The sequence below is a fragment of the Pseudomonas sp. F-14 TE3623 genome, from assembly GCF_053629015.1.
Map to the genome: position 1 here is coordinate 6,049,854 of NZ_JBRJHM010000001.1, position 19,090 is coordinate 6,068,943.

Genomic DNA, 19,090 nt, shown 5'->3' on the forward strand with positions numbered 1-19,090 from the left:
AATCCCTATCCCCGCACTCGATGGTGGCTGTGCGCAGGGCGCCCTCGGGCGCGCCGGTTTTTTCGTGATCCTCCCGGTCGACTAACCTGCGTACAGCCGCCACCCCCTCGTTTAGTCGCGAGACGGTGGTAGCCCCATTAGAGGATTCACGTTTATGTTCAAACCAACACCCAATCCACCCGAAACCGACCCGGTTTCCCCCTACGCCTCCCTCGATTCAAAAAAGCTCCACGCCGCCGCCGAAAAGGCCCTCGACCACTACCTCAAACCCGACATCGAATCGCTGCGCTCATCCCAGGACCGTGCCATGAAAATGTTCACCGTCGTACCTGATGCAAACCCCGAAGCCCTCGTCATCCAGACCTATGAAACCTTTTCCTCGGTCAGCATTTTGCTGCTCGACCTGGCGGAAAGCCTGGATGACAAGCAGCGGCATCTGGCGATGGCGATTTATCAGATGAGTGAGATGGGGTTGATGCTGGCGGAGCGGTCGCTGGATATTGAGCGGGCGATCAGCCCGGCCTAGCCTTTAAGTATTGGCCGTCTGGTCTGACGCCATCGCGGGCGAGCCCGCTCCCACAGGGATCTTCGGTGAACATACTTTTTGCGAACGACGCTGACCACTGTGGGAGCGGGCTTGCCCGCGATGGCGATTGTGAAAGCGCAGCAGCCTTCAGGCCGAAGCTGGCAAAGGCTGAAAACTGAAGTACTGCTTCAGTGCCTCGACCAATTGCCCATATTCCGGCGGTGCCTGTTGCAGGCTGAAGCCGGCGTCATAGTGGTGAGGGGTTTCGTCCTCGTGGCACCACAGACAGCAGGCGTTGAGGTCGATCACCTGCTGACAATGGCCCTCCATGGGGATTTTCAGGCGCAGATTAAAATCGGCGCCCACCATCATCGGCAACTGGCTGATCAACATCAGCCCGTCCTCGGACAGATTGCCCAGAAAGCCAATGGGCTTGTCGGTAACGCTATTGAACACTTTGAGAAAATACGGCAGTTGATGCCGCTCGATCCGGCGGTCAGTGAACATGCTGATTTCGCTACGCAAGGCCCTTAAGCAGGGCCGCACTAATGCTTCGGAACGGGCCTGCTCTATTGTTTTATAGGCATAAGCCGCGCTCTCCCCGATCCTGGTGCGACAGTCCATCCAACCGCTGCCGCTTACTGCTGCCGATCACAGGTGTTACGTCGATTAGAAACCAGGTTCTAAACCGATCTATTCGACTATAGCTCACCGCCGCCGGTCAGCCAGCCGCTTCAATCAGAACCGGGTCGGACGCACGGCCGCCGCGCTGCGGATCGGGTAATGCCCCAGACTTTGCAAGGTTTCCAGGCGGGCACGGGCGCGATAGGCGTACTCGCTTTGCGGGTAGGACGCGATGATGAACTCGTAAGTCTGCGCCGCATCAATAAACAGCTTTTGTCGTTCCAGGCACTGGCCGCGCATCATCGACACTTCCGGCCACACATAAGGTCGCGCGCGGCTGGCGCGCTCGACCTTGGACAGTTCGAGCATCACTTGCTCGCAGTTGCCGCGCTCATAGGCGCTGTAGGCATTATTCAAATGATGGTTCATCGACCAACGGGTGCAGCCCACAACACTGAGGGCAAGAACGGCAATGAGCACGAATCGCATGGGGGGATCTCCTGTCTTGCGCTCTGTATCGACCCCTTGGCGGAAATCTTCAGGAAACCCGGATTGAAAAAAGCACTGAGCCAAAACGTGTGAATAAAAACGCCGACCTGGGTCGGCGCATGTTCAACGCAACAAAACGCCTGATCAATCGACAGTGAATGTTCGAACGGGTGACCATACCGAAGTGGAACCATTAAACTGCTGACGCGCATTAATCTGGTGCACACCTTTCGCCAATTTGGCCTGCCCCTGCCATCTGCCAGAGGGATCCACGCTCACCGAAAGCACCAAGGCGCCTGAGGCTGCTACCTCAACAGTAGCGTTAGGTACTGCCGTACCTGAAATACTGACTGGATCGGAACCCGTCGATCCTTCTTCCGGTAGTACGATGACCGGAACGGAAATCAAAGTTTGTGTTGTCATCTTCATCTCCTTGGTGCGTCACCTGTTGACGACACTCCAGAGAATTCCAACATCCCCACCTGCCCAAGACTACCTGACAGAAATGACAGTCCAGACAAACGGTCGACATAACGTTCAATAAAGAAACCAATAAGTAGTGCAAACGAACAATGACTACACCCAAAGACCATAGTAGCCTCTGCTAGCGCTTGAACTCAGGAGTCTTTGCATGTCCGTCCGTCGTACCAAAATCGTCGCTACCCTTGGCCCGGCCAGTAACTCGCCGGAAGTTCTCGAACAGTTGATTCTGGCTGGCCTGGACGTCGCCCGTCTGAACTTCTCCCACGGCACCCCCGACGAGCACAAGGCTCGCGCGAAGCTGGTGCGTGACCTCGCTGCCAAGCACGGCCGCTTCGTCGCCCTGCTGGGTGACCTGCAAGGCCCGAAAATTCGTATCGCCAAATTCGCCAACAAGAAGATCGAGCTGAAGATCGGTGATCAATTCACCTTCTCTACCAGCCATCCGTTGACCGAAGGCAACCAGCAAGTGGTCGGCATCGACTACCCGGACCTGGTGAAAGACTGCGGCGTGGGCGACGAGCTGCTGCTCGACGACGGCCGCGTGGTAATGCGCGTCGATACCGCCACCGCCACCGAGCTGCATTGCACCGTGACCATCGGCGGCCCGCTGTCGGACCACAAAGGTATCAACCGTCGCGGTGGCGGCCTGACCGCACCGGCCCTGACCGAGAAAGACAAGGCCGACATCAAGCTCGCAGCCGAAATGGAAGTCGACTACCTCGCGGTATCCTTCCCGCGAGACGCCGCCGACATGGAATACGCCCGTCAACTGCGCGACGAAGCCGGCGGTACTGCCTGGCTGGTGGCGAAGATCGAACGCGCTGAAGCCGTGGCCGACGACGAAACCCTCGACGGCCTGATCAAAGCCTCCGACGCGGTGATGGTTGCCCGTGGTGACTTGGGTGTGGAAATCGGCGACGCCGAGCTGGTGGGCATTCAGAAGAAAATCATTCTGCACGCACGCCGCCACAACAAAGCTGTGATCGTCGCGACCCAGATGATGGAGTCGATGATCCAGAACCCGATGCCAACCCGCGCCGAAGTGTCCGACGTAGCCAACGCCGTACTCGACTACACAGACGCCGTGATGCTTTCGGCCGAAAGTGCTGCCGGTTTGTACCCGCTGGAAGCCGTACAGGCCATGGCGCGCATCTGCATCGGCGCTGAAAAGCACCCGACCAGCAAGACCTCCAGCCACCGCATCGGCAAAACGTTCGAACGTTGCGACGAGAGCATCGCACTGGCAACGATGTACACCGCCAACCACTTCCCGGGTGTGAAGGCGATCATCGCGCTGACCGAAAGTGGCTACACGCCGTTGATCATGTCGCGCATTCGTTCCTCGGTGCCGATCTACGCGTTCTCCCCGCACCGCGAAACCCAGGCCCGCGCGGCCATGTTCCGTGGCGTCTACACCGTACCGTTCGACCCGGCATCGCTGCCGGCTGAGCAAGTCAGCCAGGCCGCGATCGACGAGTTGCTCAAACGCGGCGTTGTGGAGAAAGGCGACTGGGTCATCCTGACCAAGGGCGACAGCTACCACACCACCGGCGGCACCAACGGGATGAAAATCCTGCACGTTGGCGACCCGATGGTCTGAGTGATCGAGCGCTGAAAAACAAAAGCCCCGCCATGTGAATGGCGGGGTTTTTTGGTTTTTGGTCCAAAAGAGATGTTGTTCGGTCTGGCCTCTTCGCGAGCAAGCCCGCTCCCACATTGGATCTGCAGTGTTCACAGGTTTTGTGTCACCCACAAATCCCCTGTGGGAGCGGGCTTGCTCGTGAAGAGGCCGGCCCAGACAACGAAAAACTCAATGGCGTTTGATGAATCCGCTCAACGCCACCATCGCTTCCGGCGAACGCAGCCGCTGGGTGAACAACGCCCCCTCTTCTTCGATCACCTTGCGCAAATGTTCCCGATCCGGGGCTTTCATCAATTGCTTGCTGATGCGCACCGCCTCTGCTGGCAGCGATTCAAATCGCAACGCCATCTCCCGCGCCTTGGCCAACACCGTTTCGCCACTGTCCAAGGCTTCTGTCGCTATCCCCCACGCCGCCGCCTGTTCACCACTGAACGCTTCGCCGAGCAGCAACAACTGCGCCGCTTTGGCATGGCCGAGCAAGCGCGGCAGGATCAGGCTGGAACCGAACTCCGGGCACAACCCGAGGTTGACGAACGGCATACGCAACCGGGCGTCGGTGCTGACGTAAACTAGGTCGCAATGCAGCAGCATCGTCGTGCCGATCCCCACCGCCGCACCGGCCACGGCGGCGATCACCGGTTTACGGCACTCCAGCAAATTGAGCATGAAGTGGAACACGGGGCTGTCGAGGTTGCTCGGGGGTTGCTGAAGGAAATCAAGGATGTCGTTGCCGGCGGTGAAACACTCAGCGCCACCGGTGATCAGCACCGCATTGATTTGGGGGTCGGTATCGGCTTGCTTCAGGGCCTCGGCCAAGTGGCTGTACATGGCGCGAGTCAGGGCGTTTTTCTTCTCGGGGCGATTGATGCGCAGGGTCAGCAGACCGCGCTCGCGTTCAAATCGGATGGTATCGGGCATGGTGAGTCTCGCGTCGTTAAACGATCAGCGCTCAACCACGGGGTAGAAAGACATCCGCCAGCAGTTGATTGCGCGGCAAACCGGCCAGGTACAAGCGCCGGGCAAAGGCGTCGACGCTGTCGGGGGCCCCGCAGACTAAGGCCAGGGTTTGCCGTGAAACAAGGCGCAGTTGCGCCAAAGCCGCGGGCAACTCGGCCGCCGTCCACAACTCGACCGTCAGGTTTTCACGGCCATCGGCCATGGCTTGCAGGGGTTTGGCCAGATAATGCTCACCCGCATCATGGGCCAGGTGAATGACACGGATGGCGCCTTGGTGATCCTGACGCAATGCTTCGCGCAAAATACCGAACAACGGCCCCAGACCGGTGCCGGCTGCCAGCAACCAGAGCGGTCGGGTATACCAGTCCGGGTCGTAATGCAGTGCCCCGCCGCGCAACTCGCCAAGGCGGAGCGGATCGCCGATTTTCAAGCAGCGCGCCGCATCACTGAATTCCCCCGGTTGGCGGCAATCGAGGTGGAACTCCAGAAAGCGATCTTCTTCCGGCAGACTGGCCAGGGAATACGGCCGCGCTACCTGGCCCGCCCACAACACCAGATGCTGCCCCGCCTGATAGCGCAACGGTCGCTCGCTGGTCAGGCGTAAACGCAAAACGCTGGGGCTCAGCCAATCGCTGGCGGTCACTTGGGCGGCAAGCCCATCACGCAGCGGATCAAAGGTTTCGACTTGCAGATCGTCGACCACCTGGCACTGACAGGCCAGCCGCCAACCCTGCTGACGCTGCTCATTGCTCAAGGCATCTGGACGGCTGTCGCTGGGCAAGCCCTCGACACATTTAACCAGGCACGCATGGCAACTGCCGGCGCGGCAACTATAGGGCACCGACACGCCGTTCTGATTCAAGGCATCGAGCAGATTGCTGCCCGCCGCCACCGTCCATTGGCGTTCGCCGACCCGTAACTCAGGCATCGACATTCTCCCAGGCCGCCGCGCAACGGTTACGGCCGTCACGCTTGGCGCGATACAGCGCCTGATCGGCGCGGTGCAAGGCGTCATCCAAATCGTCGCCAAGCGTCAATAACGTCATGCCCGCCGACAGGCTGAGGTTGCGCACATTGAGGCCGATCATCTCCACATCCATAAAGGCAACGCGCAACCGTTCGCAGCAAGCGGTCAGGCGTTCGGGATCACAATCGGGCAACAGCACCACGAACTCTTCACCGCCATAGCGGGCCAGAATATCGCCATCGCGCAGGCAGGCGGTGGCCACTCCGGCAAACGCTTGCAGCACCTGATCGCCGGCGGCATGGCCGTGAACATCGTTGATGCGTTTGAAGTGGTCGAGGTCGATCAACGCCAGGCCATGCACCACGTCGGCTTCCATGGCGTTCAATTCGCGGGAGGCCAGGCGCAGGAAATGCCGGCGGTTGAACAGCCCGGTGAGTTCGTCGGTCGCCACCAGGCCTTCGAGCTGGCGCATCATTCCGCGCAGGGTGTCCTGATGCGCCTGCAAGGCAAACCGCCGCTGACGCATACGCTGGCGCGACATCTGGACGTAACGGGCATAAAGCATCAGCCACACGAGCACCACAAACAGCACGCACACCTGCAACAGTGCCAGCGTCGGGTCGGGTAGCTGGAAGTGGTAGCCCTCCCACAAGGTGATGGCGCTGAAACTGAAAAACACCAAAAACGCGCAACGGGCGAAAGCCGTGCGCGAAAGATGAAACAACCCGAACAACAGAATCAGCAGGTAAAACACCAGAAACGCGCCGCGCGCCTCGTCCAGATGAGCGATCAGCCAGGTTTGCCAACCCAGCCCCAGCAGTATTTGCACTTCGGTCAGGCTCGGGTCGGAAAAGCGCAGGTTGCGGCCGCTGGAGAACACCGCGAACAACACCGCCTGGCTGAATACCACCAACGCGCTGCCGATCGCCATTCCGGTGACGGATTCTTGGTAGTGACCGGTGAAAAACGCCAGCCACAGCAGCAGCAAAGCCAGGGCGTAGGTGCCAGCTGCGAGGGCAAAACGTTTGAGCAAAAGCCGCTGGATGGCGTTATGGGTCAATCGTTGATTCACCGTGGGAAAGGGGGCTGTTGGAGTGTCCTACTCTACAGGCCGGATGCCACTTTAGTGGCGTGTCTGATAAATGACCATTCAATTTTCAGGGCAGAAAACTGGCGTCAAAGCCATGACCCAAATTTGTAGCAAGTACACCTTTTACTGTGGCGAGGGGGCTTGCCCCCGTTCGGCTGCGCAGCAGTCGTAAAATCTGCCGATGCGGTATGTTTCTGAAAAATGTCGGGGAGCGCTTCGCACTCCAACGGGGGCAAGCCCCCTCGCCACAGGCAAGCCCCCCATAGGCAAGCTCCCACGCCACAAAAGCCCTTCACCCATATTCATCTGTGGGCGGTATGCGACCAACGTTTGACTGTCAACGGATGTGCCCGCCATCGAGGCGCGGTATACTGCCGCGCCTTTTTAGCGTCGCGCCAGCATGCCCGGCGTGCCTTGAAAGGTGCTTGCAACCGACCGATGCACCCAAGCTGCAAGCACCTTATTGAATGTTCCCGTCTTTTAGAGGAGCGCGACTCATGACCGTGATCAAGCAAGACGACCTGATTCAGAGCGTTGCCGACGCCCTGCAATTCATTTCCTACTACCACCCCGTGGATTTCATCCAGGCGATGCACGAGGCCTACCTGCGTGAAGAATCGCCAGCAGCCCGCGATTCCATGGCGCAGATCCTGATCAACTCGCGCATGTGCGCTACCGGCCACCGCCCGATCTGCCAGGACACCGGTATCGTTACCGTGTTCGTGCGCGTGGGCATGGACGTTCGTTGGGATGGCGCCACCATGGGCCTGGACGACATGATCAACGAAGGCGTGCGCCGGGCTTACAACCTGCCGGAAAACGTCCTGCGTGCCTCGATCCTCGCCGACCCGGCGGGCGCTCGTAAAAACACCAAGGACAACACCCCGGCCGTTATTCACTACTCCATCGTTCCGGGTAACACCGTGGAAGTGGACGTCGCGGCCAAGGGTGGCGGTTCCGAGAACAAGTCGAAAATGGCCATGCTCAACCCGTCCGACTCGATCGTCGACTGGGTGCTGAAGACCGTTCCGGAAATGGGCGCCGGCTGGTGCCCACCGGGCATGCTCGGCATCGGCATCGGCGGCACCGCCGAGAAAGCCGCCGTCATGGCCAAGGAAGTGTTGATGGAGTCCATCGACATTCACGAGCTGAAGAAGCGCGGCCCGTCCAACCGTATCGAAGAGATGCGTCTGGAGCTGTTCGAGAAGGTCAACCAACTGGGCATCGGCGCCCAGGGCCTGGGTGGCCTGACCACCGTGCTCGACGTGAAGATCATGGATTACCCGACCCACGCCGCTTCGTTGCCGGTGTGCATGATCCCCAACTGCGCCGCCACCCGTCACGCACACTTCGTGCTCGACGGTTCCGGCCCGGCCTCGCTGGAAGCGCCACCGCTGGACGCCTACCCGGAAATCGTCTGGGAAGCCGGTCCATCGGCCCGTCGCGTCAACCTCGATACCCTGACACCGGAAGAAGTGCAGAGCTGGAAGCCGGGCGAAACCGTCCTGCTCAACGGCAAAATGCTCACCGGTCGCGACGCTGCGCACAAGCGCATGGTCGAGATGCTGAACAAGGGTGAAACCCTGCCGGTAGATCTGAAAGGTCGCTTCATCTACTACGTCGGCCCGGTCGATCCGGTCGGTGACGAAGTGGTTGGCCCTGCTGGTCCTACCACCGCGACGCGGATGGACAAGTTCACCCGTCAGATCCTCGAGCAAACCGGCCTGTTGGGCATGATCGGCAAATCCGAGCGCGGCCCGACCGCAATCGAAGCGATCAAGGACCACAAAGCCGTTTACCTGATGGCTGTCGGCGGCGCGGCTTACCTGGTGGCGCAAGCCATCAAGAAATCCCGCGTGGTAGCTTTCGCCGAACTGGGTATGGAAGCGATCTACGAGTTCGACGTCAAAGACATGCCTGTGACCGTTGCGGTCGACAGCAAAGGCGAGTCTGTACACATCACCGGTCCTGCGATCTGGCAGAAAAAGATCAGTGAAAGCCTGGCGGTAGAAGTGCAGTAAGCGCCTCCCCTGCTACCAAAAAAGGCCGGGCCGTCTTCCCAGACGACCCGGCCTTTTTTTGGATAACGACTTAGTCCTTCGATCTAAGCAGCCACTCAGACCAATCCATTCGGTCTAGAAAAAACGGCCCTACCTGTCAGATCTGACAGGTTACGTTGCGCGCCCATCTTGATAGCGTTAATCCACCCACGCCCCACCGCGTGCGCACTGGATGAAACCATGGCCGATCAAGACCTCAGCATCACGACGCCGTCCATCGCGAAAAGCTCATCGATCGCCACGATCGGCAAGAGTTGGGGTGCCGTGGGCCCGACAGGCGTGGCGTCGTTCGTGTTGCCGATACCGGCTTCCCCCGGGCGAGGTTGGGGTCCGCGACTGTCATTGACTTACAGCAGTCAGGCCGGCAATGGGCCGTTCGGCATCGGTTGGAGCCTGGGACTCGGCCAGATCAGCCGCCGCACCAACAAAGGCGTGCCGCGTTATACCGATCATGACGAGATCATCGGCCACGACGGCGAAGTCTGGATGCCCGAGCTTGCCGACGACGGTACGATCAAGTCGCGCTTCGAAAGCACCTACAACGGAGTGGGCGTCGGCGAGCACACGGTGGTGCGTTACTGGCCACGAGTCGAAAGCGATTTTGCCCTGCGCGAACGCTGGCAACCCCAAGGTGATGAGCCGCCATTCTGGTTGGTGCATGGCAGTGACGGCTCGTTACATATCTATGGCAAAACCGCGGCTTCGCGCCGGGCGGATCCCGACAATCCGCTACGCGTCGGCTCCTGGCGGCTCTGCGAAAGCATGAATGCCCACGGCGAACACATTTGCTTCGATTACAAAATCGATGACCAGGATCCCGACCCCATCCATGACTACCGCGCCCAGTGTTACCTGCACCAGGTGTTCTACGGCAACTTCACGGCCAACCAGAATCTATACGCCTGGACAGTGGAAAACCCGGCCGAGCTGGATTGGCATTTTCATCTGCTGTTCGACTATGGCGAGCGCACCCGGTCGCTGACAGAAAAGCCCATGTGCGACGGTGCCACGCTGCAACCCTGGCTGACTCGCCCCGATCCCTTTTCGACCTATAGGCAGGGCTTTGAGGTGGGCACACGCCGACTCTGCCAGCAAGTGTTGATGTTTCACTATTTTCCTGACGAGCTGGGCGTCGAGCCGGTGCTGGTGCGACGCCTGCTGCTCGAGTACTCGAAGAATGCCCCGGCATGGACCTTCAGCCAGATAACCGCGGCGCACTACCAAGCGTACGACGCTAGCGGTTTCGTGGAAAACACCCCACCGGTGGAGTTCGATTATTCATCCTTCGTGATCAATAAAACGCCCGCACGACTGCTCGAACTGGACAACATGCCAGGCATTGAGGATGGCCAGTATTACCAGTGTGTCGACCTGTACGGTGAGGGTGTGCCGGGTTTCCTCTGCCGTTATGACCAGAGCTGGTATTACCGTGAACCGCTACGCGCCGCATCGGGGCCTGATGACATCGGCTACAGCCCCTGGGCAGCACTGAACAAAATTCCCGTCGCGAACCGCAACACATCAGTGCAACAGATACTGACCGATCTGACCGGCGACGGCCGCTTGGACTGGATCACCGTGCAACCAGGTATGAGCGGTTTTCGCACGTTGAACGCGGACCGCAGTTTCGCCGAGTTCATACCGTTTACCGCGTTCCCGGTAGAGTTTTTGAATACCCTTTCGCAGCTGGGCGATCTGTCTGGCGATGGACTCAGTTCGCTGGCATTGATCGGCCCGAGCTCCGTGCGCATCTACGCCAATCTTCGCGAGGAAGGTTTTGCCCGGGGCGAAGAAGTCGAGCATAAGCCGGTGGATGACCGATTACCGCTGTTCAGCAATTCCCCCTGCGAACTGGTGTTGCTGGGCAATCTGTTGGGCAGCGACATGAGCGAGCTGTGCCGCATCCGGCATAACGAAATCAAATGCTGGCCCAACCTGGGGCACGGCAGGTTCGGTGAGGGTCGAGTGATCAGCGCCCTGCCGTTCGAATACGGCGAGTTCGATTCCACACGGGTGCGGATCGCCGACCTCAACGGTTCCGGCGCGCCGGCCCTGATCTATCTGAAATCCGACGCGTTCGAGATTTACCTGAACCGTGGCGGTAAGGGCCTGGAACAGATTCCGGTGATCGTGCCGTGGCCCGAGGGCGTGCGCTACGACCGGCTGTGCCAGGTCACCTTCACCGACCTGCAAGGCCTGGGCTGTGCCAGCCTGATTCTGACCGTGCCGCACATGCAGCCGCAGCATTGGCGTTACGATTTTGTGCCGGCCAAACCCTATCTGTTGACGGCCAGCAACAACAACATGGGGTGCAGTGCCCGGGTGGTCTATCGCAGTTCGGCGCAGGAATGGCTGGATGAAAAGAATCGAATACTCAAACTCAAACGCTTCCCGATTTCTTACTTACCATTCCCCGTCCAGGTCGTCAGCGAACAGCTGCAGCTGGACGAAGTCACGGGCAACTGCCTGACTCAATCGTTCAACTATCGCCAAGGTGTTTACGACGGTCAGGAACGCGAATTCCGCGGTTTCGGTCAGCTGCAGCACACCGACAGTGAAACCGCCACCGGCAACGACGATCCCGGCTTCACGGCGCCAGTACGGGTGTGTACCTGGTTCCACACGGGTCAGTCCATGGACAGGTCACGGGATGGCTATTTCAATCGCGACGCAGAGGCCTGCCCGCTGGGCGACACGTTATTCAGCCGCTATCACGCCAATGATGAGTGCGATCAGACGATTACGCCCCCCGACGCCGCCACGGAGTACGAAATCGCCCGAGCGCTGGTCGGCTCGATCGCCAGGGCCGAAATCTGGGCTGCCGGGGACGACCCGGCCACGGCTCAGCCGTACACGGTAGAGGAACACCGCTACCTGGTTCGCGAAGTACGGCCCAGAGATCAATATGCCGCTGCGGTGCTGCTGCCATTGGCGCTGGAGAAGATCGCTTACCAGTACGAGCGTTTTATCGACGACCCGATGTGCCAGCATGACGTGACCCTGTGCTGGAACGGATACGGTGTGCCCACCCATGCCGTGACCGTCAACCATGCACGCCGCCGCACCGAGTCGGACACGCCGCCCTTTACTGACCCCGATGAACAACAGTGGTGGCGCGACGCCCATGACGATGCGCAACAGGTTTATTACCTGAGCGAAAGCCGCGCCCGGTTCATTGATCTGGATAAGGATCCGCAGCACTGGCGGCTGGCGCTGCCGTGGCAGCAACGCAGCAATGCGTTGCTGCTGCCCAAAGGTTCACTCCCCGAGGGCCTCGCGCCGAATCAGGTTTCATATGAGCAACTGACGCAGCATCAGGGCTCATCCGAGTGGAATGCCCAGCGAGTGCTGACGATGCAGTCGGTGCAGCGTTACCTCAAGACTGCCGATCAGTCGCTGCTGCCCGATGGCAAGGCCGAATTCGAAGCCTTGGCCGGCCCGCTGGAAGTGGCACAAATGGACAAGAAGGCGCAGGACGCTTACAGCATCCTGCCGCCGCCCTTCAATATCCAGGCCGAACTGGCGAAAATCGGTTACACGCTGATGCCATGGCTGTTCGAAACACCACCCCCGACAGACAACTTGTGGTCGGCCCACTACGGTTTCGCCAGGTACGACGGTCTCGACGGTTTTTACAAGGTACGTGAATACCACGAGACCCCCAGCCACGGCGTGACCAAAGCCAAATACGATACCTACGGTCTGGCGATCGAGAGCGTCGAACTACCCGATAGCTGTACGACCCGGGTCAAATACGACTATCACGCACTGCAACCCGTGAGCATCATCGATGCCAACGAAAATACTCAGGAAGCCATTTACGGACCCTCCGGACAATCTCTGGCCATCAGTTCTCACGGTACCGAGAATGACATCGTAGCTGGCTTCAACCCGCTAAGTGAATACGTACGCCCGGCGAATCATCACCCGGATCCGGCGATCGACGACCCGGCTGCGGCCGTGCAAAAAGCCGCTAGCACGTTGCGCAAGGACTTGTTCAGCTGGATGGGGCAACTGCCACTTACCGTCAGCCCCGAACAATTCCCCGAATGGATCGCGAAGGGTTATGTCCTGCCCAGTGGGCACATCTGCGCCAGCGCCCGCCAGCGGTTGCAGCAGGGCACCGACCTGACCGTGTCGGAACAAGCGTTGCGCGAGATCATCGCGACAGTTCACCGCGAGCCGGTGCACAGCGTCGTCCTCAGCGCCGACCGCTACCCCGACGATCCTGTTCCGGCACAGATCCAGATCGTCAAAGCCTGCGTGGATGGCTTCGGCCGGGCGTTGCAAACCCAACAATTGGTCGAGCCCGGCATGGCCTACGCAGTGGATGCCGACGGCAAGCTGATCATCGAGAATGACCAGTTTCTCGAAGTGCACGCCGACCGGCGCTGGCGCATCAGCGAACGGGTTGAATACAACAATAAAGGTCTGCCGACTCGACAGTACCGGCCGTTTTTCGCCAACACCCATGGCTACGTCGACGACCATTCCCTGCGTGAACTCGGCTATTTCGATCAACTGTTCTATGACGTGCTGGGCCGGCAGATCAAACTGATCAACGCCAAACAGTATTTTTCCCGCGAGACCTATCATCCGTGGTACCACACCAGCGAAGACTTTAATGACACTGATGAGTCGCCGCTGTCCACGCAACCGCAGGCGTCGCGCCCATGACTGCCAATGTCCATCGACGCACGCCCTCGCTCACAGCGAGTGACAGTCGCGGCCTGCCCATTCGCCAGGTCGCGTATCTGCGCACCGTCGCCAGCGAAACGGCGACCGCCCTGATTACCCGCCACCAGCACGATGCTGCGGGACACCTGGTGGCGCAATGGGATCCGCGTCTGTCCAGGCCCAACCTCGCAACCGTTTATGGGTTGGGCGGCGAACCCTTGAAAGTCGACAGCGTCGATGCCGGCTGGCGCCTGAGCCTGCCGGGGCTGGCCGGAGAGGCACGGCAGCGCTGGGACGCCCGCGGCAGTCATTGGCGCACCACTTACGATAACCAGTTGCGGATGCTGACGGTCGAGGAAAACGCCCAACCTGACGTCGAAACGTTCACCTACGCCGACGCCGAGACCGACGCCGGCCACAACCTGCGCGGCCAGTTGCTCGAACAAGTGGACCCGTCGGGCACTTTGCGCCTGGACAGCTACGGCCTGCTCGGCCAGTCGTTGCGCGAAACCCGTACCTTTCACGATGCTCAGGCCTTTGTCAGCCGCCGTACCTACAGCCCGTTGGGCACCGTGCTGGAACAGATCGATGCCGGCGATCACCGGCAACAGTCACGCTACGACCTCGCCGGACAACTCAAACAGGTGCAGTTGCAGATCAACGGGCAACCCGACTGGCAGCCGGTGCTGCAAGAGATGCAGTACAACGCCGCCGGGAAAATCATCGAACAACGAGCGGGTAACGGTGTGATCAGCCGCTGGAGCTATGACCCGGCCGATGTACGCCTGCTGCGCCAACGCGGGCAAAAAGATCAGCAGCCGGCCCTTCAGGACTTTGAATACGTTTACGATCCGGTGGGTAATATCACCCGCATCCTCGACCATGTTTTCACGCCGAGCCATTTCGCCAATCAGCGGGTCGACGGCCATCGCGAGTTCAGCTACGACTCGCTGTATCGACTGCACAGCGCCAGCGGTTATGACGACGGCCCGCCCTCGGACATCCCGGGCCTGCCGCAGCCGACCGATCCTCAGGATCGGCGCAACTACACCCAGACGTACGAATACGATCACAGCGACAACCTGATCAAGCTCAGCCATGTGCGCGAAGGCGCCACTCACACCCGCCGGATGTTCATTGACCCTGCCAGCAACCGTGGCGTGCGCTGGATTGAGGGTGATCCCGATCCGCAGTTCGACACTCTGTTCGACCGCCACGGCAACCTCCAGGCCTTGCAGCCGGGGCAAGGCCTGCGCTGGAACGCCCGCGATCAACTGGCCTCGGTGACGCTGGTCCAGCGCGACAACGGCCCCAACGACGAAGAGCAGTACCGCTACAGCCAGGGCGCGCGGGTCTACAAACGCCATGAAACCCATACCGCCGCCACCAGCCATTTTCACGAAGTGCGCTATTTACCGGGGCTGGAGATCCGCGCCAAAGACAACGGCGAGGTGCTGCACGTGATTATCCTGGGCGGCATCCGTTGCTTGCATTGGCTCGCCGGCAAACCGCCGGGCATCGACGCCGATCAACTGCGTTTCAGCCTCGATGACCACTTGGGCTCTTGCCTGATGGAGCTGGATCAACAGGCCCGGCTGATCAGCCACGAAGGTTATTACCCGTTCGGCGCCACGGCATGGATGGCGGCGCACTCTGCGCTGGAGGTCAGTTACAAGACCGTGCGCTATTCGGGCAAGGAAATGGATGTCAGCGGCTTGTATTACTACGGGGCACGTTATTACGCACCGTGGTTGCAGCGTTGGGTCAGTGCCGACCCGGCGGGGGATGTGGACGGGCTGAACCTGTACAGGTTTGTCGGTAACAATCCGTTGTCGTACGTGGATCCGGACGGCAGCCAGAAAGAGAAGCGTGAAATCGTCGATTACTCAAAGTTCATTACCGTACTCGGTGGCTATGCCGCCACCACACTGGACCAGATGCACAACGTTGCCCATCAGCAGAATATCGGTAAGGAACTGCTGAAAAACCTGGCGGGAGAATCCATCAATGCCGGGATCGGTTTTGTCGGCGGCTATTACGGCAGCCAGAATTTCGACTTTCTCCTGCCCGATAACCTGCATGTGGCCAACTTCACCCTGCAGAGCAAACCCATGTATTCGCAAGGTGTGGTTGGCGGGAATATCGGCGGTGATATTGCGGGAGGGACAATCGGTGCCTTCACTCCGGCCGCAAGCCTGATCAGGCCACTGATTCCACAAACATCGGCGATGACCATACAAGCCATTGATCGAGAGGCAGGCATCAGCACATCAGACGATTCGACGGACTGGGGGCAGGAAAGTGTCGGTTTTTTCCTGAACCGTGTCGTCGGGTCAGTGGTGCCGGCCGTCAGTGTGGCGCTCAACATGGGCTCTCGGGTGCAGGAAGCCGAGGACATCAAGAATCGCCTGGACCCGGTCAAGATCCAGAAAATCGAAACGATGCTTGAAAGCTGGAAACAAACCATCGAAAAACGCTCGACAGGCGTCGAAATGGCGTATGGCAACTTGAAGCAGGAAACGGTGAATCCAATCGACCTGATTCCCAATGTGACGCACATGACCGACATGTCAAATTACCAGCCAATCCGCCGCAGTACCTTGCAACAACAAAGCAAGACTGTGCTGGGCTTGATCGACCGGACCCAACAAATCGTGAACTGGTACAAGGAAATGGGTACCACGGACAACCAGTACCTGATGAAAAATGCACAAGAGCGCAAACACACGCACCAGCGTCATTGATCGAGCCACAGTCCTTGAACAAAAGGTTGCGACATGAGTCCACGGATGCATTGGCACACCCCGCAAATCACAGCCAACGACCCTCGCGGTTTACCGGTGCGCCATGTCGCCTACTTTCGCAACGCAGACGATGGCCCAGTGCGGTCACTGATTTCCCGTCAGTCGCACAACGCCGCCGGCCATCTGGTCGAACAACGCGATCCACGGCTGGCCGAAGCCCCCTTACCGGCCAATCAGCAAACCATCCATCGCCTTGACGGCATGGCACTTAAAATAACCAGCGTCGATGCCGGCTGGCGTGTGAGCCTGCCGGGCCTGGCCGGGGAAGCACTTGAGCGCTGGGACGCACGCGGCAGTCATTGGCGCACGGCCTACGATGACCAACTACGCGTAGTGACCGTCGAGGAAGATGCACAGCCAGACGTCGAAACCTTCACTTACGCCGATGCCTCGGCCGACGCGGGTCATAACCTGCGCGGCCAGTTGCTGGAACAAGTGGATCCGTCTGGCAGCTTATACCTCGATAGCTATGGCCTGCTCGGTCAATCGCTGCACGAAACCCGCACCTTTGACGATGCAAAAGGGTTTGTCAGCAGCCGCACCTATAGCCCCATGGGCTCGCTGATCACTCAGACCGACGCTGGCGGCCATCAACAACAGATGCGCTACACCGTCGCCGGACAACTCAAGCAGGTTTTCCTGCAACTCTCGGATCAAAGCCAGCCAAAGCCGATTCTGCAGGAGGCCCGGTACAACGCCGCCGCGCAAATCGAAACGCAGACGACCGCCAACGGTGTGGTCAGCACCTGGAGTTATGATCCTGCCGACGGCCGCCTGATGACGCTCAAGAGCGGCAAACCTGGCGAAACGCTACGGCAAAACCTCGCCTATCACTATGACCCAATGGGCAATGTGTTGCGCATCGAAGACCACAGCCTGACAACGGTGTACTTCGCCAACCAGCGGGTGGATGGCCATCGCGACTTCACTTACGACTCACTGTACCGACTGACCGGCGCCAGCGGTTTCGAGGCGCAAGTGCCCAACCTTCAACCCGGTTTGCCAGAGCTGATCAGCCCCATCGACCCGGGTCGTCGCTACCATTACCGCGAACAGTACGACTACGACGCAGGCAACAATCTGACCGAACTGCGGCATATTCGCGAAGGCAATACCTACACCCGGCGGATGCGCATCGATCCCCATAGCAACCGTGGCCTGCGCTGGGAGGAAGGTGATCCGGAGCCGATTTTCGACGAACGCTTCGACCGGCATGGCAACCAGTACTACCTGCAAACAGGCGCCCAGCCGCTGATCTGGAATGCCCGGGATCAACTGGCCAAAGTGACGTTGCTTACGCACAGCAACGGCCTGCCAGACGATGAAGAAACCTATCGCTACAGCCAAGGTGAACGGGTGTACAAACGCCACGTTAGCCATACGCCCTCGGCGACTCACAGTCGTGAGGTCCGTTATTTGCCGGGGCTGGAAATTCATGTCTGCAGCGACGGTCAGACGCTGCATGTCATCACCCTGGCAATGGGGCTGAGCAGTTCTCGCTGCCTGCATTGGGTCGCCGGTCAACCTGCCGATATCGAACCTGACCAGTTGCGCTACCACTACGATGACCACTTGGGGTCGTGCGCTGTAGAACTGGACGGTAATGGCGCGCTGATGAGCCTTGAGGCTTATTACCCATTTGGCGGCACGGCGTGGTGGGCGGCGCGCAGTGCAGTGGAGGCCGATTACAAGACCATTCGCTACTCCGGCAAAGAAATGGACCTCAGTGGCCTGTATTACTTCGGCGCGCGTTACTACGCGCCATGGCTATGGCGCTGGATGAGCGCCGATCCGGCGGGCGATGTCGATGGCCTGAATCTGTATTCGATGGTCAATGACAATCCATTGCGCTACATCGACCCCAACGGCGCGAATCAGGAAGAAAGTGCGGCCCGCCAACAGATCACCGAGTATTCGAACCTGCTGTCGCAAGTGAACAGCGAGGTGAAAAAACTCAACTATCAACTCTATAACCTCACCCGTACCCGGGACATTTACAAAACGGCAGGCAAGAAACTGTTATTCAGTGTGGCGACGTTCGCCGTCACGATCAAAGCCGGAGCGTTCGGTGCTGTGATCGGGGGCGGAGCCGCCAGTGTCACCGGGCCTGCGGCCCCCGTTTTGGTACCGGTGGCTGCTGCGGTCGGTGGTATTTTCGCTGCGGACGCGGCTAATAAAGTCATGGAGAAACTGGGCGAAGAAACCACGCTGGGTTACACCATCAAGCCCGATCCCTCGGCACTGTCGGTGAGCCGGCTGAAAAGCAAGGCATCGGCCACCCCCTTCAGCGTCAAAGCGGTGGTCAACAGTTTCAATCCACAGACGTCTGAAGGCCTGACCAAAACGGTGATCGAAACCACCGCCAGAACCATGGGCAAACACCTCAAAGTGTCCTACCTGAAACAGGGGCTCGCCATCGCACGACAAGCAGCCCAATTGACCGAAGCACTCAATGGCGCCTGGGGCCAGGGCGATCTTGATCAAATCAGCGCCAAACTTGATGAACTGACGACCTTTCTCGACAGCAAAGAAACCCAGGCACTGGAGAGCTTTGAAACCTTGGCAAACGCGGCACCCGCGCCTGGGCAATTGGTCGGCGCAGCCCAAATGCCGATGCCATCGGACAATGACCTGCCGACCCTCCAACAACAGATGAAGGTGGCCCGAAGTGCTATCAGGCAATCGAGAAGCCTGCTCGTCAGGGTGTCGCAATATTTAGTGGAAAAACAGCATGCGGCGTAAGTCAATGCTCATGACTGGACCGAAGTCGT

The 19,090-nt window shown here is 59.4% G+C and carries 12 protein-coding genes; 6 read left to right on the plus strand and 6 right to left on the minus strand.

What is annotated here, in order from left to right:
* Window positions 1–154: 154 nt before the first annotated feature.
* Window positions 155–526 (plus strand): DUF6124 family protein, encoded by a 372-nt coding sequence (locus tag AB7M29_RS28060; protein ID WP_454248484.1) that lies wholly within the window; start codon window positions 155–157, stop codon window positions 524–526.
* Between the two features lie 147 nt (window positions 527–673).
* On the opposite strand, the gene AB7M29_RS28065 is transcribed toward AB7M29_RS28060, so the two are convergent.
* The 3 genes from AB7M29_RS28065 to AB7M29_RS28075 all read right to left on the minus strand — a co-directional run bounded on the left by AB7M29_RS28065 (window position 674) and on the right by AB7M29_RS28075 (window position 2,062).
* Window positions 674–1,033, minus strand: coding sequence for a PilZ domain-containing protein (locus tag AB7M29_RS28065; RefSeq protein ID WP_454248485.1), 360 nt, complete (start codon window positions 1,031–1,033; stop codon window positions 674–676).
* Window positions 1,034–1,264: 231 nt separating this feature from the next.
* Complete coding sequence (locus tag AB7M29_RS28070) at window positions 1,265–1,639, minus strand: tetratricopeptide repeat protein (protein WP_454248486.1); 375 nt, start codon at window positions 1,637–1,639, stop codon at window positions 1,265–1,267.
* Window positions 1,640–1,783: 144 nt separating this feature from the next.
* Window positions 1,784–2,062 (minus strand): hypothetical protein, encoded by a 279-nt coding sequence (locus tag AB7M29_RS28075; protein ID WP_217854287.1) that lies wholly within the window; start codon window positions 2,060–2,062, stop codon window positions 1,784–1,786.
* 208 nt (window positions 2,063–2,270) lie between these two features.
* Between AB7M29_RS28075 and pyk the strand changes: the two genes are divergently transcribed.
* Window positions 2,271–3,722 (plus strand): pyruvate kinase, encoded by a 1,452-nt coding sequence (pyk, locus tag AB7M29_RS28080; protein ID WP_217854288.1) that lies wholly within the window; start codon window positions 2,271–2,273, stop codon window positions 3,720–3,722.
* Between the two features lie 210 nt (window positions 3,723–3,932).
* Here the strand turns inward: pyk and AB7M29_RS28085 are convergent, their stop codons facing one another.
* Genes AB7M29_RS28085 through AB7M29_RS28095 form a run of 3 tightly spaced genes read right to left on the minus strand, consistent with a single transcriptional unit; the run spans window position 3,933 to window position 6,748 of the window.
* Complete coding sequence (locus AB7M29_RS28085) at window positions 3,933–4,682, minus strand: enoyl-CoA hydratase-related protein (RefSeq protein ID WP_217854289.1); 750 nt, start codon at window positions 4,680–4,682, stop codon at window positions 3,933–3,935.
* Between the two features lie 31 nt (window positions 4,683–4,713).
* Entirely contained in the window at window positions 4,714–5,649 is a 936-nt protein-coding gene (locus AB7M29_RS28090) for an iron-sulfur-binding ferredoxin reductase (RefSeq protein ID WP_217854290.1), read from the minus strand.
* The gene (locus AB7M29_RS28095; RefSeq protein ID WP_454248487.1) at window positions 5,642–6,748 is read right to left on the minus strand and encodes a diguanylate cyclase domain-containing protein; all 1,107 of its coding nucleotides are present in this window, start codon (window positions 6,746–6,748) and stop codon (window positions 5,642–5,644) included. The genes AB7M29_RS28090 and AB7M29_RS28095 overlap by 8 nt, the downstream gene beginning before the upstream one ends.
* Window positions 6,749–7,275: 527 nt before the next feature.
* Between AB7M29_RS28095 and AB7M29_RS28100 the strand changes: the two genes are divergently transcribed.
* The 4 genes from AB7M29_RS28100 (at window position 7,276) to AB7M29_RS28115 (ending at window position 19,061) form a co-directional block, all read left to right on the plus strand.
* Window positions 7,276–8,799, plus strand: a complete 1,524-nt coding sequence (locus AB7M29_RS28100; RefSeq protein ID WP_052964313.1) for a fumarate hydratase — start codon at window positions 7,276–7,278, stop codon at window positions 8,797–8,799.
* A gap of 219 nt (window positions 8,800–9,018) precedes the next feature.
* Window positions 9,019–13,515: a SpvB/TcaC N-terminal domain-containing protein gene (locus tag AB7M29_RS28105; protein ID WP_454248488.1), complete on the plus strand. Its 4,497-nt coding sequence runs from the start codon at window positions 9,019–9,021 to the stop codon at window positions 13,513–13,515.
* The gene (locus AB7M29_RS28110) at window positions 13,512–16,259 is read left to right on the plus strand and encodes an RHS repeat domain-containing protein (protein WP_454248489.1); all 2,748 of its coding nucleotides are present in this window, start codon (window positions 13,512–13,514) and stop codon (window positions 16,257–16,259) included. The genes AB7M29_RS28105 and AB7M29_RS28110 overlap by 4 nt, the downstream gene beginning before the upstream one ends.
* A 33-nt stretch (window positions 16,260–16,292) precedes the next feature.
* Window positions 16,293–19,061, plus strand: a complete 2,769-nt coding sequence (locus AB7M29_RS28115; RefSeq protein WP_454248490.1) for an RHS repeat domain-containing protein — start codon at window positions 16,293–16,295, stop codon at window positions 19,059–19,061.
* Window positions 19,062–19,090 lie beyond the last annotated feature (29 nt).

What these genes read in the sequence shown, in the direction of transcription:
- AB7M29_RS28060 (WP_454248484.1), top strand. Translation starts at nt 155, where the DNA reads ATGTTCAAACCAACACCCAATCCACCCGAAACCGACCCGGTTTCCCCC.
- AB7M29_RS28065 (WP_454248485.1), bottom strand. Translation starts at nt 1,033, where the DNA reads ATGTTCACTGACCGCCGGATCGAGCGGCATCAACTGCCGTATTTTCTC.
- AB7M29_RS28070 (WP_454248486.1), bottom strand. Translation starts at nt 1,639, where the DNA reads ATGCGATTCGTGCTCATTGCCGTTCTTGCCCTCAGTGTTGTGGGCTGC.
- AB7M29_RS28075 (WP_217854287.1), bottom strand. Translation starts at nt 2,062, where the DNA reads ATGACAACACAAACTTTGATTTCCGTTCCGGTCATCGTACTACCGGAA.
- pyk (WP_217854288.1), top strand. Translation starts at nt 2,271, where the DNA reads ATGTCCGTCCGTCGTACCAAAATCGTCGCTACCCTTGGCCCGGCCAGT.
- AB7M29_RS28085 (WP_217854289.1), bottom strand. Translation starts at nt 4,682, where the DNA reads ATGCCCGATACCATCCGATTTGAACGCGAGCGCGGTCTGCTGACCCTG.
- AB7M29_RS28090 (WP_217854290.1), bottom strand. Translation starts at nt 5,649, where the DNA reads ATGCCTGAGTTACGGGTCGGCGAACGCCAATGGACGGTGGCGGCGGGC.
- AB7M29_RS28100 (WP_052964313.1), top strand. Translation starts at nt 7,276, where the DNA reads ATGACCGTGATCAAGCAAGACGACCTGATTCAGAGCGTTGCCGACGCC.
- AB7M29_RS28105 (WP_454248488.1), top strand. Translation starts at nt 9,019, where the DNA reads ATGGCCGATCAAGACCTCAGCATCACGACGCCGTCCATCGCGAAAAGC.
- AB7M29_RS28110 (WP_454248489.1), top strand. Translation starts at nt 13,512, where the DNA reads ATGACTGCCAATGTCCATCGACGCACGCCCTCGCTCACAGCGAGTGAC.
- AB7M29_RS28115 (WP_454248490.1), top strand. Translation starts at nt 16,293, where the DNA reads ATGAGTCCACGGATGCATTGGCACACCCCGCAAATCACAGCCAACGAC.